The sequence below is a fragment of the Rhizobium sp. L43 genome (assembly GCF_002531725.1).
Classification (GTDB): Bacteria; Pseudomonadota; Alphaproteobacteria; order Rhizobiales; family Rhizobiaceae; genus Rhizobium.
This window is the reverse complement of sequence record NZ_NWSQ01000043.1, coordinates 1-24,086: the sequence shown is the minus strand read 5'-3', so window position 1 is coordinate 24,086 and position 24,086 is coordinate 1. Positions and strand designations below refer to the sequence as shown.

Below are 24,086 nucleotides of genomic sequence, written 5' to 3'. Positions count from 1 at the left end.
CTTTCCCGACGATATCGCGTCTAAGCAGTGTGGATGCTTCTAACGAAAGGGCAGCCCCGGAGAATCTGTGGGGCTGGCTATTTGGGCAACGCACAACTGTGCTGGTATCCGCGCGCTCAGATCTTCCGCCGCGGAATGGAGGTGGCATAGGTATTCATCGCTGAAAGGTGGCGGTCGGCACGCTTCAGTTCTTCCAGAGCGGCTAAGCGATCATGGCTCGCAAGAAGGCCGCACAAGACCTCGGAAACGGCTAGCGCTGGCGTCAACGTATGAAAGAATGTTTGGCTCTCGGTCGGGAATAACACCACGTGCTCTGCGATCGTCACCAAAGGAGACACTTCGCTGTCGGTAATCGCCAAAATAGGCATCCCTTTTTCCCGGGCCGCCTCGGCCAATTCAAGGGTCTGAAGCGAATAGGGATTTATGGAAATAGCTAAAAGCACGTCGTCTTGGGTGGCGCGAATGAGCGGATCTCCGCTTGTGCCGGCCGGACCATCCAGATGAACTGTTTTCTCGCCAAGCAACGTCATAACGTAATGGAAATGCCAGGCGACAGAATGGCAGGAGCGCAACCCGAGCACATAGATGCGCCGAGCTTTGGCGAGGTGATCGGCCATCGTGTTGAGCCGCAGAATTGTATCGGAATCGCAGAGCCGATCGATCTGACCTGAGAGGCCCTGGAGCATGCGATACGCCAAGCCCTCGCCGTTGGCCGCTCCTTCGTCTCTTTGCAGTGCGCGGGCGGCAAAGCCGTCTGCGCTCACCCGGATGACGTCAGCGTGATGTCCTCTAAAGTCTTCATATCCTGAAAAGCCAAGAAACTTCGCCAGCCGAGTCATCGTCGACGGCTGCACACCAGCATTGCGCGCGAGCTCGCGCATAGAAACAAGCGCTACTTCTTGGGGATGCTCCAAGATGTGTCGAGCTGCTTGTTGCAACTGCTCAGACATCTCGTCGAACCGCTCAATAATTAGAGCGTGCAATGGACCCTTTTGCAACATTTGCCTCACATACGATGTCATAATTCACCCGGACCATCTCTCTCGGGAACAAAAAAGTCAAATAATTGAATGCCAATCCTTAACAAAAGCCGCTCCAGAAACATGGCTGGGGCGGTGAAAACAAATGCGTCAAAACCTATTGCATAAAACATTTGTTGCATATTTCGGCGAAACCTGCAAATCAATGGTTGGAAACGTTCGAAAGCCGGACGGATAAGCACCCGAGATCACCATGACCAAAATTCTCCATCGAACGATCGGTACAACTCTGCCTACCGCGGTAGCAGGGCAAGGCATCTACATCGTGGACAGCGACGGACGGAGCTACTTAGACGGATCGGGCGGCGCCGCGGTCAGTTGCCTGGGGCACAATCATCCAGAAGTTCTGGACGCGATGAAGGTGCAGATGGGCCGCATCAGCTACACCCATACGTCCTTCTTTACAACCGATGTCGCCGAGCGGCTTGCAGAGCAACTGATTGAACTCGCGCCGGATGGCCTTGATTATGTCTACCTGGTGTCCGGCGGTTCAGAAGCTGTCGAGGCGGCGCTCAAGATGGCGCGGCAGTATTTTGTCGAAATCGGGCAACCGCAGCGGCGCCACATCATCGCACGTCGGCAGAGCTATCACGGCAATACGATCGGAGCTCTGGCCACAGGCGGCAATGCTTGGCGTCGTGCCCAGTTCAAACCCATCCTGCCTGAAACACATCATGTTTCTCCCTGCTATGCCTACCGCGATCTTCAGGTGGGCGAAACGCCCGAGGCTTATGCCGAGCGTCTTGCATCGGAGTTGGAAGACAAGATCCTTCAACTTGGAGAGGACAAGGTCATTGCTTTCGTCGCCGAGCCGGTAGTCGGTGCGACGCTTGGCGCAGTGGGGCCGGTTGCCGACTATTTCAAACGGGTTCGGCAGGTGTGCGACAAGTATGGCATCTTGCTGATCCTCGATGAAGTCATGTGCGGAATGGGGCGCACCGGCACGATCTTCGCGTTGGAACAGGAGGGGATTGTCGCGGATCTTGTAACGATTGCAAAGGGCCTGGGCGGTGGCTTTCAGCCGGTCGGGGCGGTGTTGCTTTCCGAGAAGATCTACCGCGCGTTCGCAGACGGATCGGGTCTCTTCCAGCATGGCCATACCTACATCGGACATCCGATCGCAGCGGCGGCAGCCAGTAAGGTGGTTGAGATAATCAGCCGCCCCGAGATGGTGACAAACGTGATCAGGATGGGTGATCGCCTGCAGGCCGGCCTCGATGAGGCACTCGGGCAATCGCCGTATGTCGGCGACATCCGTGGCCGCGGTCTTTTCCGCGGCGTGGAGATCGTATCGGACAAAGACACCAAGCAACCTTTCGATCCAGCCCGCAAGATGTATTCCCGGATCAAGAAGGAAGCGATGCGCCGAGGCCTTATGTGTTACCCCATGGGCGGCACGATTGACGGGGTGCAGGGCGACCATGTGCTGCTGGCGCCACCCTATATTATTCAGCCCGAGCAGATTGACCTTATCGTCGAACGGCTTGGCGATGCAATCCGCGCCGCAGTGGCAGACTGAGGTTCTCGCGAAATGACGACACCGTCCTGCCCACCTATCTCTGACGAAAACTGGCCCGCAGATATCGCGGATATGAAAACTGGTTTTGCCGCCGCGCTCAATGTCTATCGCACCATGGCTCATCATCCCGCGCTCCTCCGAGCGTGGGCCCCCTTACGGCAGCATATCGTCAAGGACAGCGCTTTGGGGGCAGTTCGATCCGAGCTCGTGATTCTGCGCGCGGCACATCGGATGGGTTCTGCCTATGAGTGGGCCCATCATGTAAGCCGCGCTCGTGGTCTTGGCATTTCCGATGCCCGGATCCGGGGTATGGCTGGAACTCCGGATGGCGAAGATGGATTGATTGCCGGAGCTGTTGACGCGCTTTTTGACGGAGCGCGTCTGCCTTCGCATCTTGAGCGAGGGATTTCTGCTGCCATGGGGCAGCAAGCTGTCTTCGACATTATGGCCACGGTCGGCTTCTATTCGGTGCTGGGTTACATATTAATGACCTTCGATACACCGATTGACCAAGACGTTGCCGACGAGATGGCAAAGCATCCTCTTTAGGACGCTGGCAAAGCACGCATTCCGGCCAAGTTTTCAGGCGTGCGGGCGCAAGGGCATGAAGCCTTCGAACGCCCGGGCCATCGGCGCGATACGTTTGTATCATTGAATAGGTGTTAAAACAGTTGTTGCAATACGCGGGAGTTTCATGTACATGAACTAATTGAACGCAAGTCGCCCTAAAAATGCGGGTATCAGCGTTCCGAAGATGGATTTGGGTGCCAGTAGTCGTGCTCATGATCAAAAAGAACAGGGGAACATCGCATGAAAAAACACTCGCAAATATCGCAGCCATGTCCTTGGCTCTGGCCTCCGCCGCATTTTCTGCGTCCGCTATGCCGGCGAAGTCCTCGATCGCGTGCTTTCGAACAAGACGCTCACAGTCGCAGTTGGAACCGACTGGGGCCCGATCTCGCACCTGGACGAGAAGCACGAACTTATTGGATACGATGTGGACGTGGCGGGGAGCATTGCCAAATACCTTGGCACGGGAATTGCGTTCGTAACGCCGGGGTGGGACATCATTGCAGGCGGCAAATGGCAGGGGCGTTGGGACGTTGCCATGGGTCAGATGATACCGACCAAGGCGCGAGCGGAAGTATTCGATTTCCCGGCACTATATATTTGGGGGCCGAACGTCGCTGTGGTCCACAAGGACAGCAAAGATATTGTTGAACTATGAGTGTGTAGTCTTCGTCGGCCATGACGAATATTGGACTTGGGAGATGCGCGACGCCGTCGACGCCTATGTCGATCAAGGCGGTCGGGTGGCGCGTTTCGCGGGCAACTTTTGTTGGCAGACGAGGCTTGAAGACGAAGGGCGGCGGCAGGTTTGCTACAAAGCGCGGGCCCGTGCAGAGGACCCGGTCTACAAAACCGGCGACGCCAGTCGCACGGCGACCCTATGGGAGACGCCGGAGGTAGGCCGGCCCGAGGCCCACACGTTCGGCCTCAACTCCACCAAGGGCATTTATGCTGGATGGTTGGGCTGCGCTCCGCGCGGAGCCCGGGGCTTCCCTATCTATAGACCTGAGCATTGGGCTTTTGCCGACACTGGTCTTTTCTACGGTGACGTGCTCGGTGCCGAGAGCCACATCTTTGGCTACGAGGTGGACGGCCTGGACTATGAAATTCGCGATGGGCTGCCATACCCTACGGCAACAAGCAGGGCGCCGGAAGGAACGGAGATCCTCGCGATCGGAATGGCGGCACAGATGGAATGGAGCGCGGATTTGGCGCGTGAAGACCTGGCGCTCGACGACTCCGAGATGCGCCAGACCGCGGAATTGCTGTTCGGCGAGGCAACAAGAGAAAATATCGAAAAGCTCAAGCGTGGCAATGGAATGATCATCAATTTCAAGCGCAATAAGGGTGAGGTGTTTCATGCCGGAAGTTGCGAATGGGTTGCCGGATTGCTGAGAAACGATCCCATGGTCGAGCAGGTAACCCGCAACGTGCTCGACCGGTACCTGCGCCCGTAATAGGCTTAGCGCGGCGCATCTGAGTGACTTTCGAAAACTCCGCGCCTCGGCAGATTGTGCCGGAGCGCTCTGATCAAAGCTTCGCCATAGGCGAACGTCCTACACGGAGAACCACGTGATAAAGGAACTGCACTTCGAACTAGGCGAGTTCCAGACTCGTCTGGCGGCTGTCAAAAAGGAAATGGCGAAGCGAGGAATTGATATCCTCCTCCTCTCGGAACCGCCCAACCAGAACTACCTTACCGGCTACAATGCCTATTCCTTCTACACTCCTCAAATGGTGGTTGTGGCACAAGACCACGCGGAGCCGATCTGGATTGGCCGTTTCATGGACCGAGTTTCAGCCTCCATGACCACCTATCTGTCCGAGGACAACATCCGGGCCTATCCGGACACCTATGTTCAATCTGCTACGCTCTCGGCCTATACTTTCATGGCCGATATCGTGAAGGAGCTTGGAGGGGAAAAGGCGCGCATCGGCGTCGAGATGGGGGGATATTACTATCCGGCACGCGGCCACGCCGATCTCACCCGCGCACTACCGAATGCCGAGTTCGTCGACGCCGACCTCCTTGTTGGATGGATCCGACTCGTGAAGAGCCCGGCCGAAGTGGCCATCATGCGTCAGGCCGGCCAACTTGCAGACGCCGCCATGACGCGCGTCATCGATATGGTGCAAGCCGGGGTTCGTGAGTGCGATATCGCGGCTGCGATCTATCACCAGCAGATTTCGGGCACGCCCGAATTCGGTGGCGACTATCCTTGCTGCCCTCCGGATCTCTGCATTGGCGAGCGCTCGATCGCGCCACATGCCGCCTGGACCGACGATCCCCTACCGGAGTCCACCGTTGTCAACCTGGAACTGAACGGATGCCGGCATCGCTACCAGGTCAACCTGGCGCGCACGATCGTCGTCGGCCAGCCTCTACCCGCTTTCCTGAACCTGTCGGAAATTGCTGTTGAAGCCTTGAACGCTGGGCTGGAAGCAGTTCGACCCGGGCGAACCTGCTCGGAGGTCGATGGCGACTTCCGGAAGGCCCTGGCACGCCACGGGATCGAGAAAGAGTCTCGCATCGGTTATCCGACCGGCATCGGGTTCCCTCCGGCCTCGGGCGAACGCACGGCGAGCATTCGCAAGGGCGACGAAACCGTGCTCCAGCCCGGCATGGTGTTCCACATGATGCCCGGCCTGTGGCTCGACAATGTCGGAATCACGATCACACAAAGCTTTGCGGTCTCCGACACTGGTTATGAACCCCTGACGAAGACCCCGCGCACCCTCTTCGTCAAATAGAGACTGAATTCGGTGCATACTCGTCTGATTCCAACATGTCTCCTTCGCTCTCGAAATGGCGTGACCAGGTCGGATGACTATCTGTGCCGGAGACAGAAATGCGACAGAAGTTTGCGAGACCCAATAGGCCTCGCAGGCTTCCGCACGCGCGTCCCAAATTGCTTCTTCGGGGAGGCATAGCGGTGGTCGAACTCGATCGTGCGGACATCGCGCTTCTCCAGGCGGTCCAAAAGAACAATCGATTGACATCGGAGGAACTCGCGGGCGTCGTTCACCTCTCTCCAACGGCATGCCAGCGACGCTTGAGGCGGTTGCGCAACGAGGGTGTCATTGAAGGGGACGTTTCGATCGTCTCACCGAAAGCAGTCGGACGACATATCACCATGGTCGTCATGGTGTCCCTTGAACGAGAAAGAGCCGACATCGTCGATCGGTTCAAGGCGTCGATCCGAAATACCCGCGAGGTAATGATGGGCTTCTACGTGACAGGGGATGCCGACTTCATGCTCGTGGTTACCGCCAAAGACATGGAGGACTACGAACATTTCACGCGGCGGTTCTTCTATGAAAATGCGGATATCAAAGGCTTCAAAACGATGGTGGTGATGGATCGTCTCAAGGCAAGCTTCGCGATCCCTATCGAGGCGTAGCAATGGCAGCAGTATATTTTCTTTGCAGAGCCAGATCGCGCGCCACCGCCGCGTTTTGCAGGAACACTGCGTGACGTGCATTCAAATCGACGGGTTTTGCCGCTCAGCTGCTGCTAGCCTCGACACCAGACAACGCTGAAAAGACCGTGACGATGAACAATACCACGAACAACCTACTCTCCGAAGTCGAACGCAATGCAGTTGTCGAGATGCGACACGCAATGCATCGCGAGCCCGAACTTTCCAACAACGAATGGAAAACGCAAAAGCGGATCATCGAAACCCTCGCCGGCTTCGGATTGACCGAAGTGACGACCTTCCACAAGACCGGTGTCTATGTGGATATCCAGGGCTTGGCCCCAGGCGCAAATCGGTCAATCGCACTGCGTGGCGACATTGACGCCCTTCCCATACATGAAGCCCGCGAGGACCTGCCTTATAGGTCACAAGTGCCTGGCGTGATGCACGCATGCGGCCATGACATGCACGGCTCAATCGCCTTGGGAACGGCGCTTGCATTCCATCGCATGCGCGAAAATTTCTCAGGAAGGCTGCGGGTCTTCTTTCAGCCGGCCGAGGAAGCGGAGCCGCTCGGCGGCAGGACCGCTGTCGATGAAAAGTTGCTCGAAGGATTTGATGCCGCCGTCGGATTTCATGTCCGCACGGACATTCCTGTCGGCTCATACGGCGCTCGCGCGGGCGCTGTTACGAAATCTGCAGACCAGTTCTCGCTCGAATTCACCGGGACGATGGCACACGGCGCCAAACCGCATCTCGGCGTGGACGCAATTGCGATCGCGGGCGCCTTCATCAATGAAGTGCAGAAAGTCGTGTCGCGCGAAATGCCGGTAGACGATGGCGCAATCGTCACCATTGGAACGATCCGTGGTGGGGAAGCGACGAACATTATCTGTCCCTCGGTCACCATGACTGGAACGATCCGGACAAGCAGCCCCGAGAGAAGAAAGCTGTTGGTCCAGCGCGTTGGCGAAATCGCCGAAGGTGTCGCTGCCATGCACCGCGGACGGGCGGAGTTCAGCTCGCATGCCGGCGAACCTCCTGTGGTTAACGACAGCGCAATGGTTGCGCTGTTTAAGCACATCGTGGTGCATACTGACGGCGAGGACAGGTATGTCGAAGGCTCGGCGAGCTCGGGCAGCGACGACTTCGGCTTCTATGCCAGCTGCCTGCCATCGATTTATTTCTGGTTTGGCAGCAAGGAAGCCGGAAACGAGTCCGGCGTGCACACGCCGACCTTCGGCGTCTCGGACAACGCGCTAATCCCGACAACGGAACTGGCTATCCGCTACTGCTGGGAGCTGTTCCAAAACGCGTGATGACTGGTTTCGCGCCGAGGCTGACCCGAATGATCGATCTCAACGATATCGAAGATGCCCGAAAGCGCATCAAGGATCACATACTAACCACCCCGCTCACGCAATCGTCTACGTTATCGAGCTTTTCCAGAGTTCCGGTTTATCTCAAACTGGAGCACCGGCAGACCACCGGCAGTTTCAAGCTGCGCGGTGCCTTCAATGCGGTTCTCCAGCTTTCTCAAGAAGAGCGGCGACGGGGAGTTGTCGCCGCCTCGACCGGCAATCACGGGCGCGCACTTTCCTTCGCGGCGAACGCTTGCGGCGTGAATGCAACGATCTGCATGTCCAATCTGGTGCCTGAGAACAAGGTTTCCGAAATTCGGCAGCTTGGGCCTGGGGTTCGGATAGTCGGTCGATCGCAGGATGACGCTCAGGAAGAAGCCGAGAGATTAGCAGGCGAGGGACGATGCCTCATTCCTCCGTTTGATCACCCGGCAGTCATTGCCGGTCAAGGTACCCTCGGACTGGAAATCGTCGAGGCGCTGCCACACGTAGCTACTGTTCTTATTCCACTATCGGGCGGAGGGTTGGCTTCGGGCGTGGCGGCAGCAGTGAAGAGCCTTCGGCCGGCTGCGCGAATCATCGGCCTCACGATGGATCGCGGCGCCGCGATTAAAGCCAGCCTTGATGCGGGGCGCCCTGTCCAGGTCGAAGAATTCGAAAGTCTCGCTGATTCACTCGGCGGCGGAATCGGGCTCGCCAACAAATGGACATTTGCCATGTGCCGGGACCTGTTGGACGACGTCATATTGTTGAGCGAATCCGAAATCGCCGCCGGCATTCGACATGCGTACGCGCAGGTGCGCGAAGTCGTGGAGGGTGCGGGAGCGATCGGCATTGCGGCTTTGCTAGCAAACAAGATCAACGATCTGCGGGGACCGGTTGTGATCGTACTGTCGGGCGGCAATATCGATATGAAATTGCATCAACGTATCGTCAGCAATGACGAGGAATGGCTGAGGATGGGCTTCATGAGGTCGACGACGATCTTAACGGAACACCAGCTGAGAAAGCTGGTGTCATTGGATCTGGAGGCCGTCCGTTGCGTCGAAGAGGCGTTTCGCACGCTAGCGACGAAAAGCGTGGTGATGCCACCAATTTTTCGTCTGGATATTGTCGAGCATCGCGGCGAAGTCGACGTCAAAACCGCCTATGTCCCCGGCCTAGATGGCTTCGCCATAAAAATCAGCCCCGGCTTTTTCTGCAATCCGGAACTTGGTCTGCCCAGCACGAATGGCCTGATAATCCTACTGTCCAGCAAGACGGGCTTGGTTCAGGCATGGTTGCTCGATAACGGCTATCTCACCGATGTCCGCACGGCCGCCGCGGGCGCGGTAGCTGCAATGCGCCTCGCCCGCAAAGACTCGTCGGTGGCTGCTGTGTTTGGTGCTGGGATGCAGGCGCGTCTACAGCTGCAGGCGCTCATGTTGGTTCGGCCAATTCGCGAAGCCCGCATTTGGGCGCGCGGCAGCTCCAGGGCCGGAAAGACGGCGCGAGAACTGTCCGCCCAATTGGGTATCAGCGTCACCGCTTGCAAAAGCGGGAAAGAGGCTGTCGCCGGTGCGCAAGTCATCATTACCACAACACCGGCCGATCATCCGAACCTTGAGGCGCAATGGCTCGATCCGGGGCAACACATCACGACCATGGGTTCGGATGCCGAACACAAGAATGAGGTCGAGCCGCAGGCAATTGCCCGCGCCGATCTCTATGTCGCGGACAGCCTCTGTCAAACGCGTCGGCTCGGCGAGCTGCATCACGCTATCGCGGCCGGCGCAGTCGCTGAAGACCAATCTTTTGCCGAGCTCGGCCAGGTTGTTGTTGGTGCGATCGCCGGTCGCACCAGCAATAGCCAGATCACCATTGCCGATCTGACCGGGACGGGAATTCAAAACACCGCCATTGCCAATTTCGCCTTTGCCAGGGCGCTTGCTGCGAAAGCCGGAACCACAATCGATTGATCAACCGGAGGTTCTGGATGCGCAGTATGGCGCTAGAACTGAAAGAAAATTCGGCATGGCTTGGGAGGTGCGCTGGTTTCAGAAAGCAGGATGAGGGGCTCGTCGTTCCCCTCATTTCTCGAGGCCAGTTGCTAATCGAATTTTTCTCAAAGCGGTAACAGCCGTTTTAACCATGGAGCTTCATTTTATGTCTTCGCAAACCAACCTTACTCTCGGAATTCTTGAGCTCGATGAAGGCCTGACGGCAGACAGCCCGACTTTCGCTCCGCGGGAAGGATCGCTCTTCCACCCGGCGACTTTCAACCGACCCGTGATCACAGAAATGGTTGAGGGCGCTCTGGCGGAAGTGATCATTCCTGGCGATGCATCGCTCGAGAGTGCCTGTATAGCCGCCGCCGAGCGGCTGATCGCCCGCGGTGCTGGCGTGATTACCGCAGACTGCGGTTTTTTTATCCGTCACCAGCAAGCGATCTCAGCGGCGGTCAATGTGCCGGTTGTGACTTCCAGCCTGCTCCTCATTCCGGCTCTGCTGCGGCAACTCGCACCTCAAAAGAAACTTGCTGTTTTGACCGCCGACTCTCGACATTGCAGTGAAGACCTACTGGGCATCGAAAATCCCGCGGATCGCAAAAGCGTGGTCGTCGGAGGAATCGAAGGTGGCGTTTACGTGCGCAATGCTTTGGCTCGCCCGTTCGTCCGTACCGACGTTGACCAGATTCAACGGGAAGTTGGTGACCGCATCGCGCAACTTCGCGCGGACCATCCCGATATCGCAATGATACTCTTCGAGTGCACAGGCTTTCCCACCGTCGCAAATGCCCTGCGATCAAAGACCGGGCTGCCCATCTACGACATCACGGACCTCTGCAGGCTGACTATCGCCGCAGCAACCTGCCGCGCTTGAATTTTCGACTTCAATTGGAGGATCTGACGTGAACGGCGAAACGCTACGGTTCGATTTGTCTGAATACAAAACTCGCCTCGAAAAGGCGCGCGGGGCAATGGAGCAGACGGGCATCGACTTATTGGTCGTAACCGATCCTGCAAACATGGGCTGGCTGACGGGCTACGATGGCTGCTCCTATTGTGTGCCTCAATGCGTCGTGGTGTCCAAGGACAAGGATCCGCTCTGGTTCGGCCGGCGCATGGACGCCAACGGTTGCCGCAGGACGGCCTATATCGGCGAAGACCGCATCAAATGGTACGGTGACGAATATGTCCAGTCCGATACCTTGCACGCAATGTCGGCCCCGGGGCAGATCATTGCAAACGAGGGTCATGGCTCGGCAACGATCGGTGTCGAAAAGGACAGCGCCTGCCTGTCGGCCCGATCTTTTGAAGCGCTGTCCGCGTCGCTCCCGAATGCAAGATTCAAAAATGCCGACAGACTGATCAACTCGCAGCGCTTGGTAAAGTCCCCACGAGAAATCGAGTACATGCGCGGATGGTAAGATCGTCGAAGCCATGCATCAGCGTGTCGGCGAATTGCTGCGACTGGGAATAAAGCAATCCGACGTGATTGCCGAACTCACTTATATCGGCACCCGCGGCGTCGATGCCTACTGGGGAGATTATCCGGCCTGCGTCCCGAATCTTGGCGCCGGGGCAGACGCGTCCGCCCCGCATCTGACCTGGACGGACCGGCCTATACGGGCCGACGAGAGCGTTTTCTTCGAGCTTGCCGGCGTACACAAGCGCTATCACTGCCCCTTGTCGCGCACCTATTATCTCGGACGACCTACCCAGCAGATACTGGACGCGGAAAAGGCTGTTCTCGATGGCATGCAGGCGGGGCTCGAAAGGCCGTGGCCGGTAACCTCTGCGAGGATATCGCCAGAGCCTATTCCGGAACGTTGGCGCGATACGGCTTTGAGAAGACGAGTCGCTCAGGTTACCCGATCGGGATGGGCTATCCGACTGCGTGGGGCGAGAGCTCGGCGAGCTTCCGGGAGGGTGACAAGACGGAACTGAAGCCGGGAATGACGTTCCATTTCATGTCTGGTCTTTGGTATGGGGATTGGGGCATCGAAATCACCGAAAGCATCCTGATCACCGATCGACAAGCCGAATTCCTGTCCAACGTTCCGCGGAAATTGCTGGTCATCGACACCACGAACTGCGAAATCTCGTGTCTCGTAAGAGGATGTGTTGTCGGAGATAGCAATCCGATTCACCTAATGCAGGCGGGGTTCGGTGGTCCGATCCCCGCTTTGTCTTTTCACTCCTGTCTCGACAACCACGGTTGCTTCACAAGCCCACCGGCACGATTCAAATCGGCAAAGCCCGCACGAATAGCGAACTACTGCATTAAGCGGAAAAGTTTGCAGGAACCCTGCGCCACCCCAGAGCGAAATGGTGCGGTTTAGCTCGCACTTGAAGGCACTATCATCGGAGCGGGTCGGCCAAGCGAAGCTGTCCTAAACTTGAGGTTGTGTGCTCCTGCTCGATCTGGCCCTGTTCACAGATACAAAATTCGCAGCCGAGATGCGGCGGTGGAAGGAATTAAAATGACTGTCAACATCAAAAACATAGCTGAGAAGGATCGCAACTCGGTCCTGCATCCTTTCACGCAGTTGAAGGATTTTGCCAGCGGAAAGCTTGGCGAGCCGACGATCGTCGAGACGGGTAAGGGAATCCGCGTCCAGGATGCCCATGGCAACCAGCTGATCGATGGTTTTGCCGGCCTCTACTGCGTCAATGTCGGTTACGGTCGCACCGAGGTCGCCGAGGCAATCTCGCGTCAGGCTTACCGCCTGGCCTATTACCATTCCTACGCTGCACACACGACCGAAGAGCTTGCGATCCTTTCCGATCGCCTCGTGAAGATGGCGCCCGGCAAAATGAGCAAGGTGTTCTACGGCATGTCGGGCTCGGACGCCAACGAGACCCAGGCAAAGCTCGTCTGGTACTACAACAACCTGCGCGGCAAACCGACGAAGAAGAAAATTATATCGCGTGAACGCGGCTATCACGGCTGCAGCGTCGTCTCCGGCTCTATGACCGGCATGAGTTTCTATCACGACCACATGGATCTGCCGCTGCCGCAGATCGACCATACCGGTGTTCCGCACCACTACTGGGGTGCCAACCCCGGCGAAACCGAACACGAATTCTCAGCCCGCCGTGCTGCCGAGCTCGACGAGATGATCGAGACGCTCGGGCCGGACAATGTCGGCGCCTTCATCGCCGAGCCGGTGCTTGGCACCGGTGGTATCACGCCGCCGCCGGAAGGCTATTGGGAAGCGATCCAGGCGGTGCTCAAGAAGCACGACGTGCTTTTGATCGCCGACGAAGTCGTCACCGGCTTCGGCCGCACCGGCTCGATGTTCGGCTCGCAGCATTACTGCATCGAACCCGACCTGATCACCGTCGCCAAGGGCCTCACTTCGGCCTATTTCCCGCTTTCGGCGTCGATCGTCGGTGAGAAGGTCTATAAGGTCATGGAAGAGGGAGCTGACAAGGTCGGCGCCTTCTCGCACGGCTACACCTATTCCGGCCACCCGATCGGTGCGGCAGCTGCCAACGCGGTCCTTGACATCGTCGAGAAGGAAGACCTGCCGGGCAACGCCCGCGAGGTTGGCGCCTATTTCCAGGCACAGCTCAAGGAGAAGTTCGCACAGCTGCCGATCGTCGGCGAAGTGCGTGGCGTTGGTCTGATGGGTGCCATCGAGTTTGTCGGCGATCGTGAGAACAAGAAGCGCTTCGATCCGTCCCTGAAGGTCGGTGCCCGCGTCTCCAAGGCTGCCCGCGATCGTGGCCTCATCGCCCGCGCCATGCCGCATGGCGACATCCTCGGCTTTGCACCGCCGCTCGTCACCACCAAGGCGGAGATCGACGAGATCGTCTCGATCGCCGAGAAGGCGGTGCGCTCGGTCATGGACGACCTCGTCCGCGACGGTCAGAAGATCTGACGGTAGGCGTAGGCAGGTTCCGACCGCAACCCATCGCATTCATGGAATTGAGAATGGGGCAGGGATCTCTCCTTGCCCGGACCGAGAAACTTACCCGTCGCAAAGCAATGCGCACCAGTAAAGAGGAAGCCGGCCTATGACCGCCGCCGAACTTCATATCAGCACCAGCTTGGCGCCGATCACCGTCCATAGCCCCTATGACGGGTCTGTGCTGGGGACGGTTGAGGCCACGGATGCAAGCGAAATCGGTGAACTCCTCGCCCGCGCCCGTCGCGGCTCTGAGCTTTCCAGCAAGCTGCCAAGACACAAGCGTGCGAGCATCCTCAAAGGCGCTGCGCAGATTATCGAGAGCCGTCGTGACGCTTTCGCTGAGACCATCGTGCGCGAAGCCGGCAAGACGATCATCCAGGCGCGCAAGGAAGTGCTTCGTTGCGTCAATACGCTGAAGCTGTCTGCCGAAGAGGCAAAACGCAATGCCGGCGAGATCGTGCCTTTCGATGCCTATGTGGGGTCGGAACAGCGCCAGGGCTGGTTTACGCGAGAGCCGCTCGGCATCATCACCGCGATCACCCCCTATAACGACCCTCTGAACCTAGTCGCGCACAAGCTTGGTCCTGCGATTGCCGGTGGTAACGCGGTACTGCTGAAACCCTCGAACCTGACGCCGTTTTCCTCTATCAACCTTGTTGACGCCTTGGTCGAAGCAGGCTTGCCGCGCGAGATCATCACCCTCGTTCACGGCGACAGGGAGATCGTGACGGCCCTTGTCTCTGCACGGGACGTCCGCATGGTCTCCTTTACCGGTGGGTTTGCTACGGGAGAAGCCATCAGTCGCAAGGCGGGACTGAAGAAACTTGCAATGGAACTGGGCGGCAATGCGCCGGTCATCGTTATGAATGACTGCGACTTCGACAAGGCGGTTGAAGGCTGCGTTTCGGGCGCCTTCTGGGCAGCCGGGCAGAACTGCATCGGCGCCCAGCGTGTTCTTGTCCAGGCTGAACTCTATGGGCGCTTTCGCGACGCCTTTGTCGCCGCGACCAACAAGCTCAAGGCCGGGGATCCGCTGAAGGAAGACACGGATGTTGGCCCGATGGTCTCGAAGGAAGTCGCCGAACGCACCGAAGCAGCTGTCAATGACGCCATCGCCGCAGGCGCGAAGCTGCTCTGCGGTCACAAACGCGAGGGGTCGCTCTATCACCCAACCGTGCTGGAAGGCACGCCGGTCAGCTGCCGCCTGTGGCACGAGGAAGTGTTCGCGCCTGTGGTCATGCTTGCCCCTTTTCAGACGCTCGATGAAGCGATCGAACTCGCGAATGAACCGGAATACAGTCTGCACGCCGGCATCTTCACCAGCAACCTCAATGTCGCACTGGACGCCGCAGGCAGGATCGAGGCTGGCGGTGTGATGATTAACGACTCCTCGGACTACCGCTTCGATGCCATGCCGTTCGGCGGTTCCAAATATGGCTCCATGGGGCGAGAGGGCGTGCGCTTTGCCTATGAAGAAATGACCCAGCCGAAGGTCGTTTGCATCAATCGCGGGTGAACGAGATCGCCCGCAGCGGTTGGGAAACTGCTGCGGGTGTTCGGGAACCAAGGAATGAATTCAGGCGGCGCCTCGGCGCCGCAACAGACGAACCTAACGGGGGGAGTATGAACAAGATTTTCGACAATCCGACGTCGGCGCTTGAGGGCTTGCTGTTCGACCGCATGTTGATTGCCGCGGGCGGCTTCGGCCTTTGTGGCATTCCGAAACTGCTGATCGACGCGATTCGCGAGGCCGGCACCAAGGACCTGACGATCGCGTCCAACAATTGCGGGGTCGACGACTTCGGTCTCGGCGTGCTGCTGAAGACAAAGCAGATCAAGAAGATGATCTCGTCCTATGTCGGCGAGAACGCCGAGTTCATGCGGCAGTATCTCAGCGGCGAACTTGAGCTCGAGTTCAATCCGCAGGGCACGCTTGCCGAACGGATGCGGGCCGGCGGCGCAGGTATTGCCGGCTTCTATACCAAGACCGGCGTCGGCACGGTGGTAGCAAAGGGAAAAGAACTCAAGGTCTTTGACGGAGAGGTCTTCGTTCTCGAGACCGGCATCGTCGCCGATCTGTCGATCGTCAAGGCTTGGAAGGCCGACACGACGGGCAATCTCGTCTTCCGCAAGACGGCCCGCAACTTCAACCCGCCGGCGGCCACCTGCGGCAAGATCTGCGTCGCCGAAGTCGAGGAGATCGTGCCGGTCGGCAGCCTTGATCCCGATCACATCCACGTGCCGGGGATCTATGTGCATCGCCTGATCCAGGGTCAGCACGAGAAACGCATCGAACAGCGCACGACGCGTGCGGCGGCTTGAAGGGCAGGGAAGAGACATGGCCTGGGACAGAAACCAGATGGCGGCGCGCGCTGCCCGCGAACTCGAAGACGGGACTTACGTCAACCTCGGCATCGGCATTCCGACGCTGGTCGCCAATTACATCCCCGAAGGTGTCCATGTGACGTTGCAGTCGGAGAACGGCTTGCTCGGCATCGGACCTTTTCCGACAGAGGGTGAGATCGATGCCGATCTCATCAACGCCGGCAAGCAGACGGTTACGGCCTTGCCGCATTCCGCGTTCTTCGATTCAGCGCAGAGCTTCGCGATGATCCGCGGCGGCAAGATCGCCATGGCGATCCTCGGCGCCATGGAGGTGTCAGAGAACGGTGACCTCGCCAACTGGATGATCCCGGGCAAGCTCGTCAAGGGCATGGGCGGGGCAATGGATCTCGTTGCTGGGGTCAAGCGGGTGGTGGTCGTCATGGACCACACCAACAAGGCCGGCGAATCAAAGGTGCTGAAGGCCTGCACCCTGCCGCTGACCGGACAAAGCGTCGTCGATCGGATCATCACCAATCTTGGTGTGCTCGACGTCGTTGATGGCGGACTGAAGCTGGTCGAGCTTGCCGAGGGCGTCACCGACGGCGAGATCCGCAGCGCCACCGAGGCGACCATCGTCAACTAGGCCGACCGGCGGCTTATTGCCGAGATGCTGGAGCCGTCTTTGCCGGCTTCGCGAGGACCATAGAGGAGACCAGCATGAGCACCCCATCGATCGTCATCGCCAGCGCCGGCCGTACCGCGGTCGGATCCTTCAACGGCGCGTTCGCCAATACGCCGGCGCACGAACTGGGTGCTGCCGTCATCAAGGGCGTGCTTGAGCGCGCAGGCGTCGAGGCGAGCGAGATCGACGAGGTGATCCTCGGCCAGGTGCTGCAGGCAGGCGAGGGCCAGAACCCGGCGCGTCAGGCGGCGATGAAGGCGGGTGTCCCTCAGGAAAAGACCGCCTGGGGCATGAACCAGCTCTGTGGCTCGGGCCTTCGCGCCGTGGCTCTCGGCATGCAGCAGATTGCAACCGGTGATGCGGATATCATTGTTGCCGGCGGCATGGAGTCGATGTCGATGGCGCCGCATTGCTCGCATCTTCGCGGCGGCGTGAAGATGGGCGACTTCAAGATGATCGACACCATGATCAAGGACGGCCTGACCGACGCCTTCTACGGTTACCACATGGGCATCACCGCCGAGAACGTCGCCCGGCAGTGGCAGCTCAGTCGCGAGGAACAGGACGAGTTCTCGCTGGCATCCCAGAACAAGGCCGAGGCGGCACAGAAAGCAGGGCGTTTTGCCGACGAGATCATTCCGTTCATCGTCAAGACCCGCAAGGGCGATGTCACAGTCGACCAGGACGAATATATCCGCCATGGCGCAACGCTTGACCAGATGACCAAGCTCCGCCCGGCCTTCGACAAGGAGGGCACCGTCACCGCCGGTAACGCCTCGGGTCTCAACGACGGCGCGGCCGCGACCCTGCTGATGACCGAAGCACAGGCATCCACGCGTGGCATCCAGCCGTTGGCCCGTATCGTGTCCTGGGCAACAGCCGGCGTCGATCCGCAGGTCATGGGCACCGGCCCGATCCCGGCATCGCGCAAGGCGCTGGCGAAAGTCGGCTGGGCAATCGCCGATGTCGAACTGGTCGAGGCCAACGAGGCCTTCGCGGCGCAGGCTTGCGCGGTCAACAAGGACCTCGGCTGGGATCCGTCGATCGTCAACGTCAACGGCGGCGCGATCGCCATCGGTCATCCGATCGGGGCTTCCGGTGCCCGCGTCCTCAACACGCTGCTCTTCGAAATGAAGCGCCGCGGCGCCAGGAAGGGCCTGGCGACGCTTTGCATCGGCGGCGGCATGGGTGTCGCTATGTGTGTGGAAGCGATGTGAGGGGAGAGCAGGCTATGGCCTTCGCCAAGTACCGTCTCTGCGACGTATCGATCGACCGCTCGTTCGCTGGCCAGCACGCGAGCATGGAGCGTGAGCAAGCCATCGCGGTCATCGACCTTCTAGAATCCAATACATTCATTCCAGTCGGTCACGACGGCGGACCTTATCGCCTCAGGATCGAAGCGGTAGATGGGCGCCTGGCATTGCATGTTGCTGTTGATCAGGGCGAGCATGTTGTCAGTCACTACTTGTCGCTCACGCCCTTTCGCCGCTTGCTGAAAGACTACACCCGCATCTGTGAGAGTTATTACGACGCTGTTCGCCACTCTGGGCCTGAGCGCCTTGAGGCAATCGATATGGGCCGGCGAGGCGTTCATAATGAGGCCGCGGAATTGCTGAAAAGCCGGCTGTCAGCGAAACTGAAGATCGACAACGACACCGCCCGACGCCTGTTCACGCTGATCTACGTCCTGCTCGTTCGCAATGCCGACCGATGAATTTTGTGCAGTTGAAACAGCCGCGGCCGAGACTTTCCCAGCTAGGAGGAACGCCAAGTGAACGCAATACCACAACGCAATGTACAGCTCGGAGAGACCAGCTCTGCGGGCTTCCTGGATAGCGTTGATCAGAACTTCCGTCATGCGATGACCTTCCTCGATCTGCCGGAAGGCCTGTCGGAGCGGATCATGCAGTGCAACTCGACCTATACTGTCCGGTTCGGCGTTCGCCTGCGCGGCCGCATGTACAGCTTCGTCGGGTGGCGATCGGTCCACAGCGAGCACTGTGAGCCGGTGAAGGGTGGCATCCGCTACGCGTCGAACGCCGACGCTGAAGAGGTCGAAGCGCTGGCAGCGCTGATGACGCTTAAATGCTCGCTGGTTGATGTGCCGTTCGGCGGCTCGAAGGGCGCGCTGAAGATCGATCCGCGCGAATGGACGCCGCAGGAGCTCGAGCGCATCACCCGCCGCTTCACGCAGGAACTCAACAAACGCGGCCTGATCGGCCCCGGCGTCAACGTCCCAGCTCCCGACATTGGTACGGGCGAGCGGGAGATGGCCTGGATGATGGACGAGTTTCGCCGCGCCAATCCAACTGATGTGATCAATGCCCGCGCCTGCGTGACCGGCAAGCCGCTGTCGAAGGGAGGTATCGCCGGTCGCACCGAAGCAACCGGTCGAGGTGTCCAATTCGCCATCCAGAGCTATCTCCAGGATCCGCGCACCGCCGGATTGAGCGGCAAGCGTGATCTGAAGGGTGCCGCCGTCATCGTTCAGGGCTTCGGCAATGTCGGCTACCATGCGGCAAGGTTCCTCTCCGAAGAGAATGGTGCTCGGATAACCGTCGTCGCTGAACGGGACGGCTATGTCGCCAATGCCGACGGCCTGGCGATCGAGGCGCTGAAGCAACATCAGAACAAAACCGGCAGCATCCTCGGTTTCGAGGGCGCCACCTCATTTCCCTGCGATATCAAGGGCATCGAGCAGCCATGCGACATCCTCATTCCGGCGGCGATGGAAAATGCGATCCATGCGGGCAACGCGGAGTGCATCAAGGCGCGTCTCGTGGTCGAAGCGGCCAACGGACCGGTATCTTTCGAGGCCGACAGAGCACTGCGCACCCGCGGGATCATTATTCTACCCGATCTTTACGTGAATGCCGGCGGCGTCGTCGTCAGCTACTTCGAGTGGGTGAAGAACCTGACGCATATTCCCTTCGGGCTGATGGAACGGCGCCGGCGCGAGCGGCGTAACCAAACGATTGCCGCGGCGCTGGAACGCATGACCGGCAAGGAATTTCCAGCCGACATCCGCGGCGAGTTCCTTGAAGGTGGCGCAGAAATCGATCTCGTTCGTTCCGGACTGGAAGACGTCATGCGCAGCACTTGGGGTCGCATCGCCGATCTCATCGAACAGCAACCGGAACTCGGAAATTATCGAACCGCTGCCTATGTCGCGTCAATCCGACAAATCGCGGATGCCTATGAAGCGATCGGGATCTGATCACGATTCGATAATTGGCGCCGCAGGTGCGCTTAAGCCCTCCTGTCGAAACCGGGCGGCATCGCCCATGCACCACGGATCGAAGGGCCGCATTCTTGTCGCAGATGGCAGAGGTTTGGATGATCGCGGAAATTCCGAAGCTGGGTACCAACAGGGGTCGGTCACGAAAAATGCGGCGTCATTGCGCAAGATATTGCAGGGGCATGTATGGGTCGGTCAATGCTGCCAAATGGTTCCAGCTACATCTTAATCTTCAGGACAGAACAAATTGAAGACGCAGTCGGGTGTGTAGGTATGACGGTCGGCCACCGTTTTACAGCGAGCCGCGCGAAACCCGCACTCTGCCTGGCAGCACCGTAACATGGCTCTCATCCTTTTACGCATCTCAAAGATTTCGCAACGGGCAACTTGGTGAGCCGACGATCGTGGAGCGGGTAAGGGGATGATCCGCATCGAGGACGCCCGCGGCAACCAGCTGATCGACGACTTCGCGGGTCTCTACTGCTTCAACGTTGGCTACGGGCGCATCGAGGTCGCGGAAGCGATTGCGCGTCGGGCCTAATCGCCTGGCCTACAGAATCCGTCATCGCCGGCTTTTGAATAAGGTAGCGAACCGGCGCAAAGCTTGGATTTGCTGCGATTATTCCATTCAGGTCTTGTTGCCTTACCTCGAAGCAGCGCGTCAGTTGGTCGCCAAACCACCTATCACCGATCTGCCGGAATCCCATCTTTCCAACTGAACGCAAGGAACGCTGGTTCTCAGGCCGAACAAAGCACAGGACTCGCGGTGCTGCCAGGGTCGTGAAGGCAAAATCAAGGATGGCACATCCCGCTTCTGGAGCATATTCATTGCCGGATGCGGCCCGGTGAAAGCATGCGCTGAGCTCGAGATCGTCGCTTTCCGGCAGAAAACCTAGGCGGCGTTGTCCAAGGAAGCGGCCTTCCTGGCTGGCGCTGTCGCGTTCGAATACTGCAAAGAGACCGATTCCATACCTATCCCAATCGGCACGGGACTTCTTGAACTCGGCACATGTGTCTGCAAAGGACGGAGGCTTGCCGTCATATATGGCATTCGCAACGAAAGGATCGGCATGAAGTGCATGAAATCGCAGCAGGTCCCATGGTGTGGTTAGCGGGCGCAAATATAGTCGCGCGGTTTCCAGAGTCACCTGCATTGCGCGTGCCCTACCGCGCGGGGCAGACTGCCAGCGCGCTGTTGTGTCTCTCGGACCAGGACCACCCAACCCAATGTGACGATATCCTCTGTGAGCTTGAGCATGAGACTCTTTCTCCTGAAGGTGACGCAGACGTATCAGCGGATGTCAATGCATGTACCGTGCCAACGGGAACCACCAACCATGGCTCTGAAACCGCGATGTCGAATGCCTCTCTTCGAACGACGCTGAAACGACTGAACAGCGCGTGGAATCCACTTCCCCCAGCAGCGTCAGGTCCGGTTGTTTCCTCTGAAAGAGCCAATCAACGAACTGTCGGGTTTCTCGAGGCCGAGACACGGCGATGTCCTCTATAATACCGCGCACGCTCTTAAGCCATTGAATGATTGCAGACAATTGTTTGTTTCTTTCCGGCCAACTTGCACTGGTCCAAGCGCCGAGAGCCGTCGCTTGATTCTTTAGATTGGTTCCACACATTGGCTGCAAGGTCACACCAGAGCGACGAATTCAAGGAGCCGCCATAGGTCTGGAAGCCAGTTGGGCGCCTTACGGTTCTGCGACGATATTTGCCGACCCCTCTGCGCAATGTTCCAAATCAATGCTAGTCGACTACTTTTGGTCCGACGAGGAAAGGGTGAAGCGAATGGAATTTAGTCCAAGCTATCGACCCGATCATTTTGCTGGTCATGATCTGTTCGAACATGAGATGGGTCAGCTGGCGGCGGAATGTACACCTAGTGCCGTGGTTCCGGGTCAGGATCCAGTGAGGGTTCCGCTGGGCCGAGCGCCGGCGTTGAAGCGGGACAAATCTCGCCCGGCGTTCGACGTGCGGACGCTCTTGTCAAGGTGGTCCAGCCCTTCACTAAACCACTGCAATGCCCATTCCCGGTGCCCTTATCCTCCTGTTGATCGCTTGACGCGTGAGGCGTTTGCTAAGTCGAACAAGCCGTACGCGCGCAGGATAGTTCCATAATAACCCTTATGAAATGTTATAACATCACGCGATACATTCTATTTCCAAGTGCGACATGCCAGTATTTTCAATGACTTCACTTTGGAGATTCTGGCGTGTCTTGATGCTATACGCAGATCACCCTCGCCGATCGCCGACGCCTGCATCACTTGGTGGCGGCAAAAGTTCCGATAGACCAGATGGCACGTCAGCTTGGCCGTCATCGCTCGACCATTTACCGCGAGATCAAGCGCAATACGTTTCGCGATCGTGAACTGCCGGACTACGACGGTTACTACAGCACGGTTGCTGACGATACTTCCAAGGAGCGGCGGCGCCGGCTGAGAAAGCTGCGGCGTCACCCGAATTTGCGCACAGAGATCATCAACCAGTTGGAGGCTCGCTGGTCTCCAGAACAGATTGCCGGACGCCTGCTGTCGGAGGGGCTAAGTCTTGTTCGCGTCTGCAAAGAGACAATCTATCGCTTCATCTACAGCAGGAAGGCTATGGGCTAGGCCTCTATCGCTATCTGCCCGAAGCGCGCCGCAAACGTCGCCCACTGCGCTCCAGGAAGCCGCGCGACGGTGCGTTTCCAGCCACTCACCGCATATCCCAACGGACTGATTTTATTGGAGAAAGATCGCAGTTTGGGCATTGGGAGGGCGACCTCCTCATCTTCGAACGTCCACTCGGCCATGCCAAGTCACTTCCCTCGTGGAGCGCAAGAGCCGCTATACCGTTCCCATCAAGAAAACGAGCCGGCATTCGCGCCCGATCATGGACAAGATCATCAAAGCGTTTTCTCCTTTACCGGCCTTCGCGCGTCAAAGCTTCACATTTGATCGCGGTACCGAGTTCGCCGGGTTCAGGGCTTTGGAAGAAGGGATCGGTGTGTGCAGTTGGTTTTGCGACCCAAGTGCGCCTTGGCAAAAAGGGACCGTCGAGAACACCAACAAGCGCATTCGACGCTTCCTGCCAGGCACCACAGATCTGGCAGTTGTGTCGCAACGCGACCTTCTCCACCTCACGCGCCATATCAACGATCAACCGCGCAAGTGCCTCGGATACAGGACACCGACCGAGGTGTTTATGGCGCATTTGCACGAAGACAGGTGATCCCCTATCCTGCAGAACTGGCATGATGCACTTGGGTTAGCTTCTCCACGGCGATTTAGTAATGCGACAGTTGGGCCAGTTAGAGATGCGACAGTCTCGCCTCTCGATGCGCTGGTCAAGGTCAACGTTGGGAGCAAGGATGCCGACTTCAGCCTGGTGGAGACCAGGAGCGTTCGGAGGCGTGATGTCCTGTTTGATCACCATGTCGCAGAAAGAATTGCATCGCCTCGAAGTCATTCAAAAATTACTGGCGCGACTGTTTCGGTGAACTCATCCAGATCGACGGCTTGCACCGCTGGTGGTTAAGAACCGCTCGTCTGCATCTGCGGTTCGCCGGATCGGCAGGATCGTCAAGGAACTGCGGCTGCGCGGCATCGACACGATCGACGGGGCTAAAGCCTATGCGCCGGCGTTCATGGCGGACTTCGATGCTCGGTTCATTCGGCTGTCGTTCAACCTGCTTCGACGACGGCCTGCTGTCATTGATTTCGATTCGCGGTCTTGCCGCGTTGCGTCGACGCGAAGTTGGCCGACTTCTTGCGTGCGGCTTCTACAACGCTGGCGGTAACGCGCATGACGGACGCCCACCACCATGACCAAACGCCGCTCGGTCTCACCGAAGCCGACCCGCCCGAAAGAGACTGATCGACATGGACGCCATTGAAGAGCGAGCATCCTCGGCGCTGTTAGCGCCACTGAAGAATTCGACGTTCCGTTCGATTTTCTTCGCGTCGCAGCTCTCCAGCCTGGGTTGGCTGATGCAGACGGTGGCTCTCAGCTGGCTGATGGCCACCGTTTCCACCTCGGATGT

19 protein-coding genes and 5 pseudogenes are annotated in these 24,086 nt (G+C 58.4%); 22 read left to right on the top strand and 2 right to left on the bottom strand.

Going from position 1 to position 24,086, the window contains the following annotated elements; all coding sequences use genetic code 11:
• Positions 1–116: 116 nt before the first annotated feature.
• The gene (locus CO667_RS32340) at positions 117–1,001 is read right to left on the bottom strand and encodes a MurR/RpiR family transcriptional regulator (RefSeq protein ID WP_096772073.1); all 885 of its coding nucleotides are present in this window, start codon (positions 999–1,001) and stop codon (positions 117–119) included.
• A 232-nt stretch (positions 1,002–1,233) separates the two neighbouring features.
• Between CO667_RS32340 and CO667_RS32335 the strand changes: the two genes are divergently transcribed.
• The 19 genes and pseudogenes from CO667_RS32335 to CO667_RS32245 all read left to right on the top strand — a co-directional run.
• Positions 1,234–2,559: an aspartate aminotransferase family protein gene (locus CO667_RS32335; protein ID WP_096772060.1), complete on the top strand. Its 1,326-nt coding sequence runs from the start codon at positions 1,234–1,236 to the stop codon at positions 2,557–2,559.
• A gap of 12 nt (positions 2,560–2,571) precedes the next feature.
• Positions 2,572–3,108 carry a carboxymuconolactone decarboxylase family protein gene (locus CO667_RS32330; protein ID WP_096772061.1) on the top strand — a complete coding sequence of 179 codons (537 nt, stop codon included), beginning with the start codon at positions 2,572–2,574 and terminating at the stop codon, positions 3,106–3,108.
• Between the two features lie 355 nt (positions 3,109–3,463).
• Positions 3,464–3,787, top strand: coding sequence for a transporter substrate-binding domain-containing protein (locus tag CO667_RS32325; protein ID WP_239621066.1), 324 nt, complete (start codon positions 3,464–3,466; stop codon positions 3,785–3,787).
• Positions 3,774–4,586, top strand: a complete 813-nt coding sequence (locus CO667_RS32320) for a N,N-dimethylformamidase beta subunit family domain-containing protein (protein ID WP_348627819.1) — start codon at positions 3,774–3,776, stop codon at positions 4,584–4,586. The genes CO667_RS32325 and CO667_RS32320 overlap by 14 nt, the downstream gene beginning before the upstream one ends.
• A gap of 115 nt (positions 4,587–4,701) precedes the next feature.
• Positions 4,702–5,880, top strand: a complete 1,179-nt coding sequence (locus CO667_RS32315; protein ID WP_096772062.1) for a Xaa-Pro peptidase family protein — start codon at positions 4,702–4,704, stop codon at positions 5,878–5,880.
• 182 nt (positions 5,881–6,062) lie between these two features.
• On the top strand, positions 6,063–6,530 hold the full coding sequence (locus CO667_RS32310) for an Lrp/AsnC family transcriptional regulator (protein ID WP_096772063.1): 468 nt from the start codon (positions 6,063–6,065) through the stop codon (positions 6,528–6,530).
• A 152-nt stretch (positions 6,531–6,682) separates the two neighbouring features.
• Positions 6,683–7,867, top strand: coding sequence for a M20 family metallopeptidase (locus CO667_RS32305; protein ID WP_096772064.1), 1,185 nt, complete (start codon positions 6,683–6,685; stop codon positions 7,865–7,867).
• A gap of 29 nt (positions 7,868–7,896) precedes the next feature.
• Positions 7,897–8,850: pseudogene (gene eutB / locus CO667_RS32300) on the top strand (hydroxyectoine utilization dehydratase EutB); the annotation flags it as partial.
• A gap of 27 nt (positions 8,851–8,877) precedes the next feature.
• Entirely contained in the window at positions 8,878–9,867 is a 990-nt protein-coding gene (gene eutC / locus CO667_RS32295) for an ectoine utilization protein EutC (protein WP_096772074.1), read from the top strand.
• 187 nt (positions 9,868–10,054) lie between these two features.
• On the top strand, positions 10,055–10,771 hold the full coding sequence (locus tag CO667_RS32290; RefSeq protein WP_096772065.1) for a hypothetical protein: 717 nt from the start codon (positions 10,055–10,057) through the stop codon (positions 10,769–10,771).
• 28 nt (positions 10,772–10,799) lie between these two features.
• Positions 10,800–11,975, top strand: a pseudogene (locus CO667_RS32285) (Xaa-Pro peptidase family protein); the annotation flags it as partial.
• Between the two features lie 399 nt (positions 11,976–12,374).
• Entirely contained in the window at positions 12,375–13,778 is a 1,404-nt protein-coding gene (locus tag CO667_RS32280) for an aspartate aminotransferase family protein (protein ID WP_096772066.1), read from the top strand.
• 136 nt (positions 13,779–13,914) lie between these two features.
• Positions 13,915–15,324 (top strand): aldehyde dehydrogenase family protein, encoded by a 1,410-nt coding sequence (locus tag CO667_RS32275; protein WP_096772067.1) that lies wholly within the window; start codon positions 13,915–13,917, stop codon positions 15,322–15,324.
• A 107-nt stretch (positions 15,325–15,431) separates the two neighbouring features.
• Positions 15,432–16,130 (top strand): CoA transferase subunit A, encoded by a 699-nt coding sequence (locus tag CO667_RS32270; protein ID WP_096772068.1) that lies wholly within the window; start codon positions 15,432–15,434, stop codon positions 16,128–16,130.
• A 16-nt stretch (positions 16,131–16,146) separates the two neighbouring features.
• Positions 16,147–16,776: a 3-oxoacid CoA-transferase subunit B gene (locus CO667_RS32265; RefSeq protein ID WP_096772069.1), complete on the top strand. Its 630-nt coding sequence runs from the start codon at positions 16,147–16,149 to the stop codon at positions 16,774–16,776.
• 74 nt (positions 16,777–16,850) lie between these two features.
• Positions 16,851–18,032: an acetyl-CoA C-acetyltransferase gene (locus tag CO667_RS32260; RefSeq protein WP_096772070.1), complete on the top strand. Its 1,182-nt coding sequence runs from the start codon at positions 16,851–16,853 to the stop codon at positions 18,030–18,032.
• A gap of 14 nt (positions 18,033–18,046) precedes the next feature.
• A complete protein-coding gene (locus CO667_RS32255; RefSeq protein WP_096772071.1) occupies positions 18,047–18,529 on the top strand; it encodes a UPF0262 family protein in 483 nt (160 codons plus the stop codon).
• Positions 18,530–18,676: 147 nt separating this feature from the next.
• Positions 18,677–20,032, top strand: coding sequence for a Glu/Leu/Phe/Val dehydrogenase (locus CO667_RS32250; protein ID WP_096772072.1), 1,356 nt, complete (start codon positions 18,677–18,679; stop codon positions 20,030–20,032).
• Between the two features lie 369 nt (positions 20,033–20,401).
• Positions 20,402–20,591: pseudogene (locus CO667_RS32245) on the top strand (aspartate aminotransferase family protein); the annotation flags it as partial.
• Here the strand turns inward: CO667_RS32245 and CO667_RS36090 are convergent.
• Complete coding sequence (locus tag CO667_RS36090) at positions 20,539–21,207, bottom strand: GNAT family N-acetyltransferase (protein WP_245424655.1); 669 nt, start codon at positions 21,205–21,207, stop codon at positions 20,539–20,541. The pseudogene CO667_RS32245 and the gene CO667_RS36090 sit on opposite strands and share 53 nt — an antisense overlap.
• Before the next feature lie 1,089 nt (positions 21,208–22,296).
• Here CO667_RS36090 and CO667_RS32235 point away from each other — a divergent pair.
• The 3 genes and pseudogenes from CO667_RS32235 to CO667_RS32225 all read left to right on the top strand — a co-directional run.
• A pseudogene (locus CO667_RS32235) lies at positions 22,297–23,275 on the top strand (IS30 family transposase).
• A 343-nt stretch (positions 23,276–23,618) separates the two neighbouring features.
• Positions 23,619–23,714, top strand: a pseudogene (locus CO667_RS36085) (integrase catalytic subunit); the annotation flags it as partial.
• Between the two features lie 211 nt (positions 23,715–23,925).
• The coding region (locus CO667_RS32225) for an MFS transporter (protein WP_141399547.1) at positions 23,926–24,086 on the top strand (161 nt) is incomplete at its 3' end.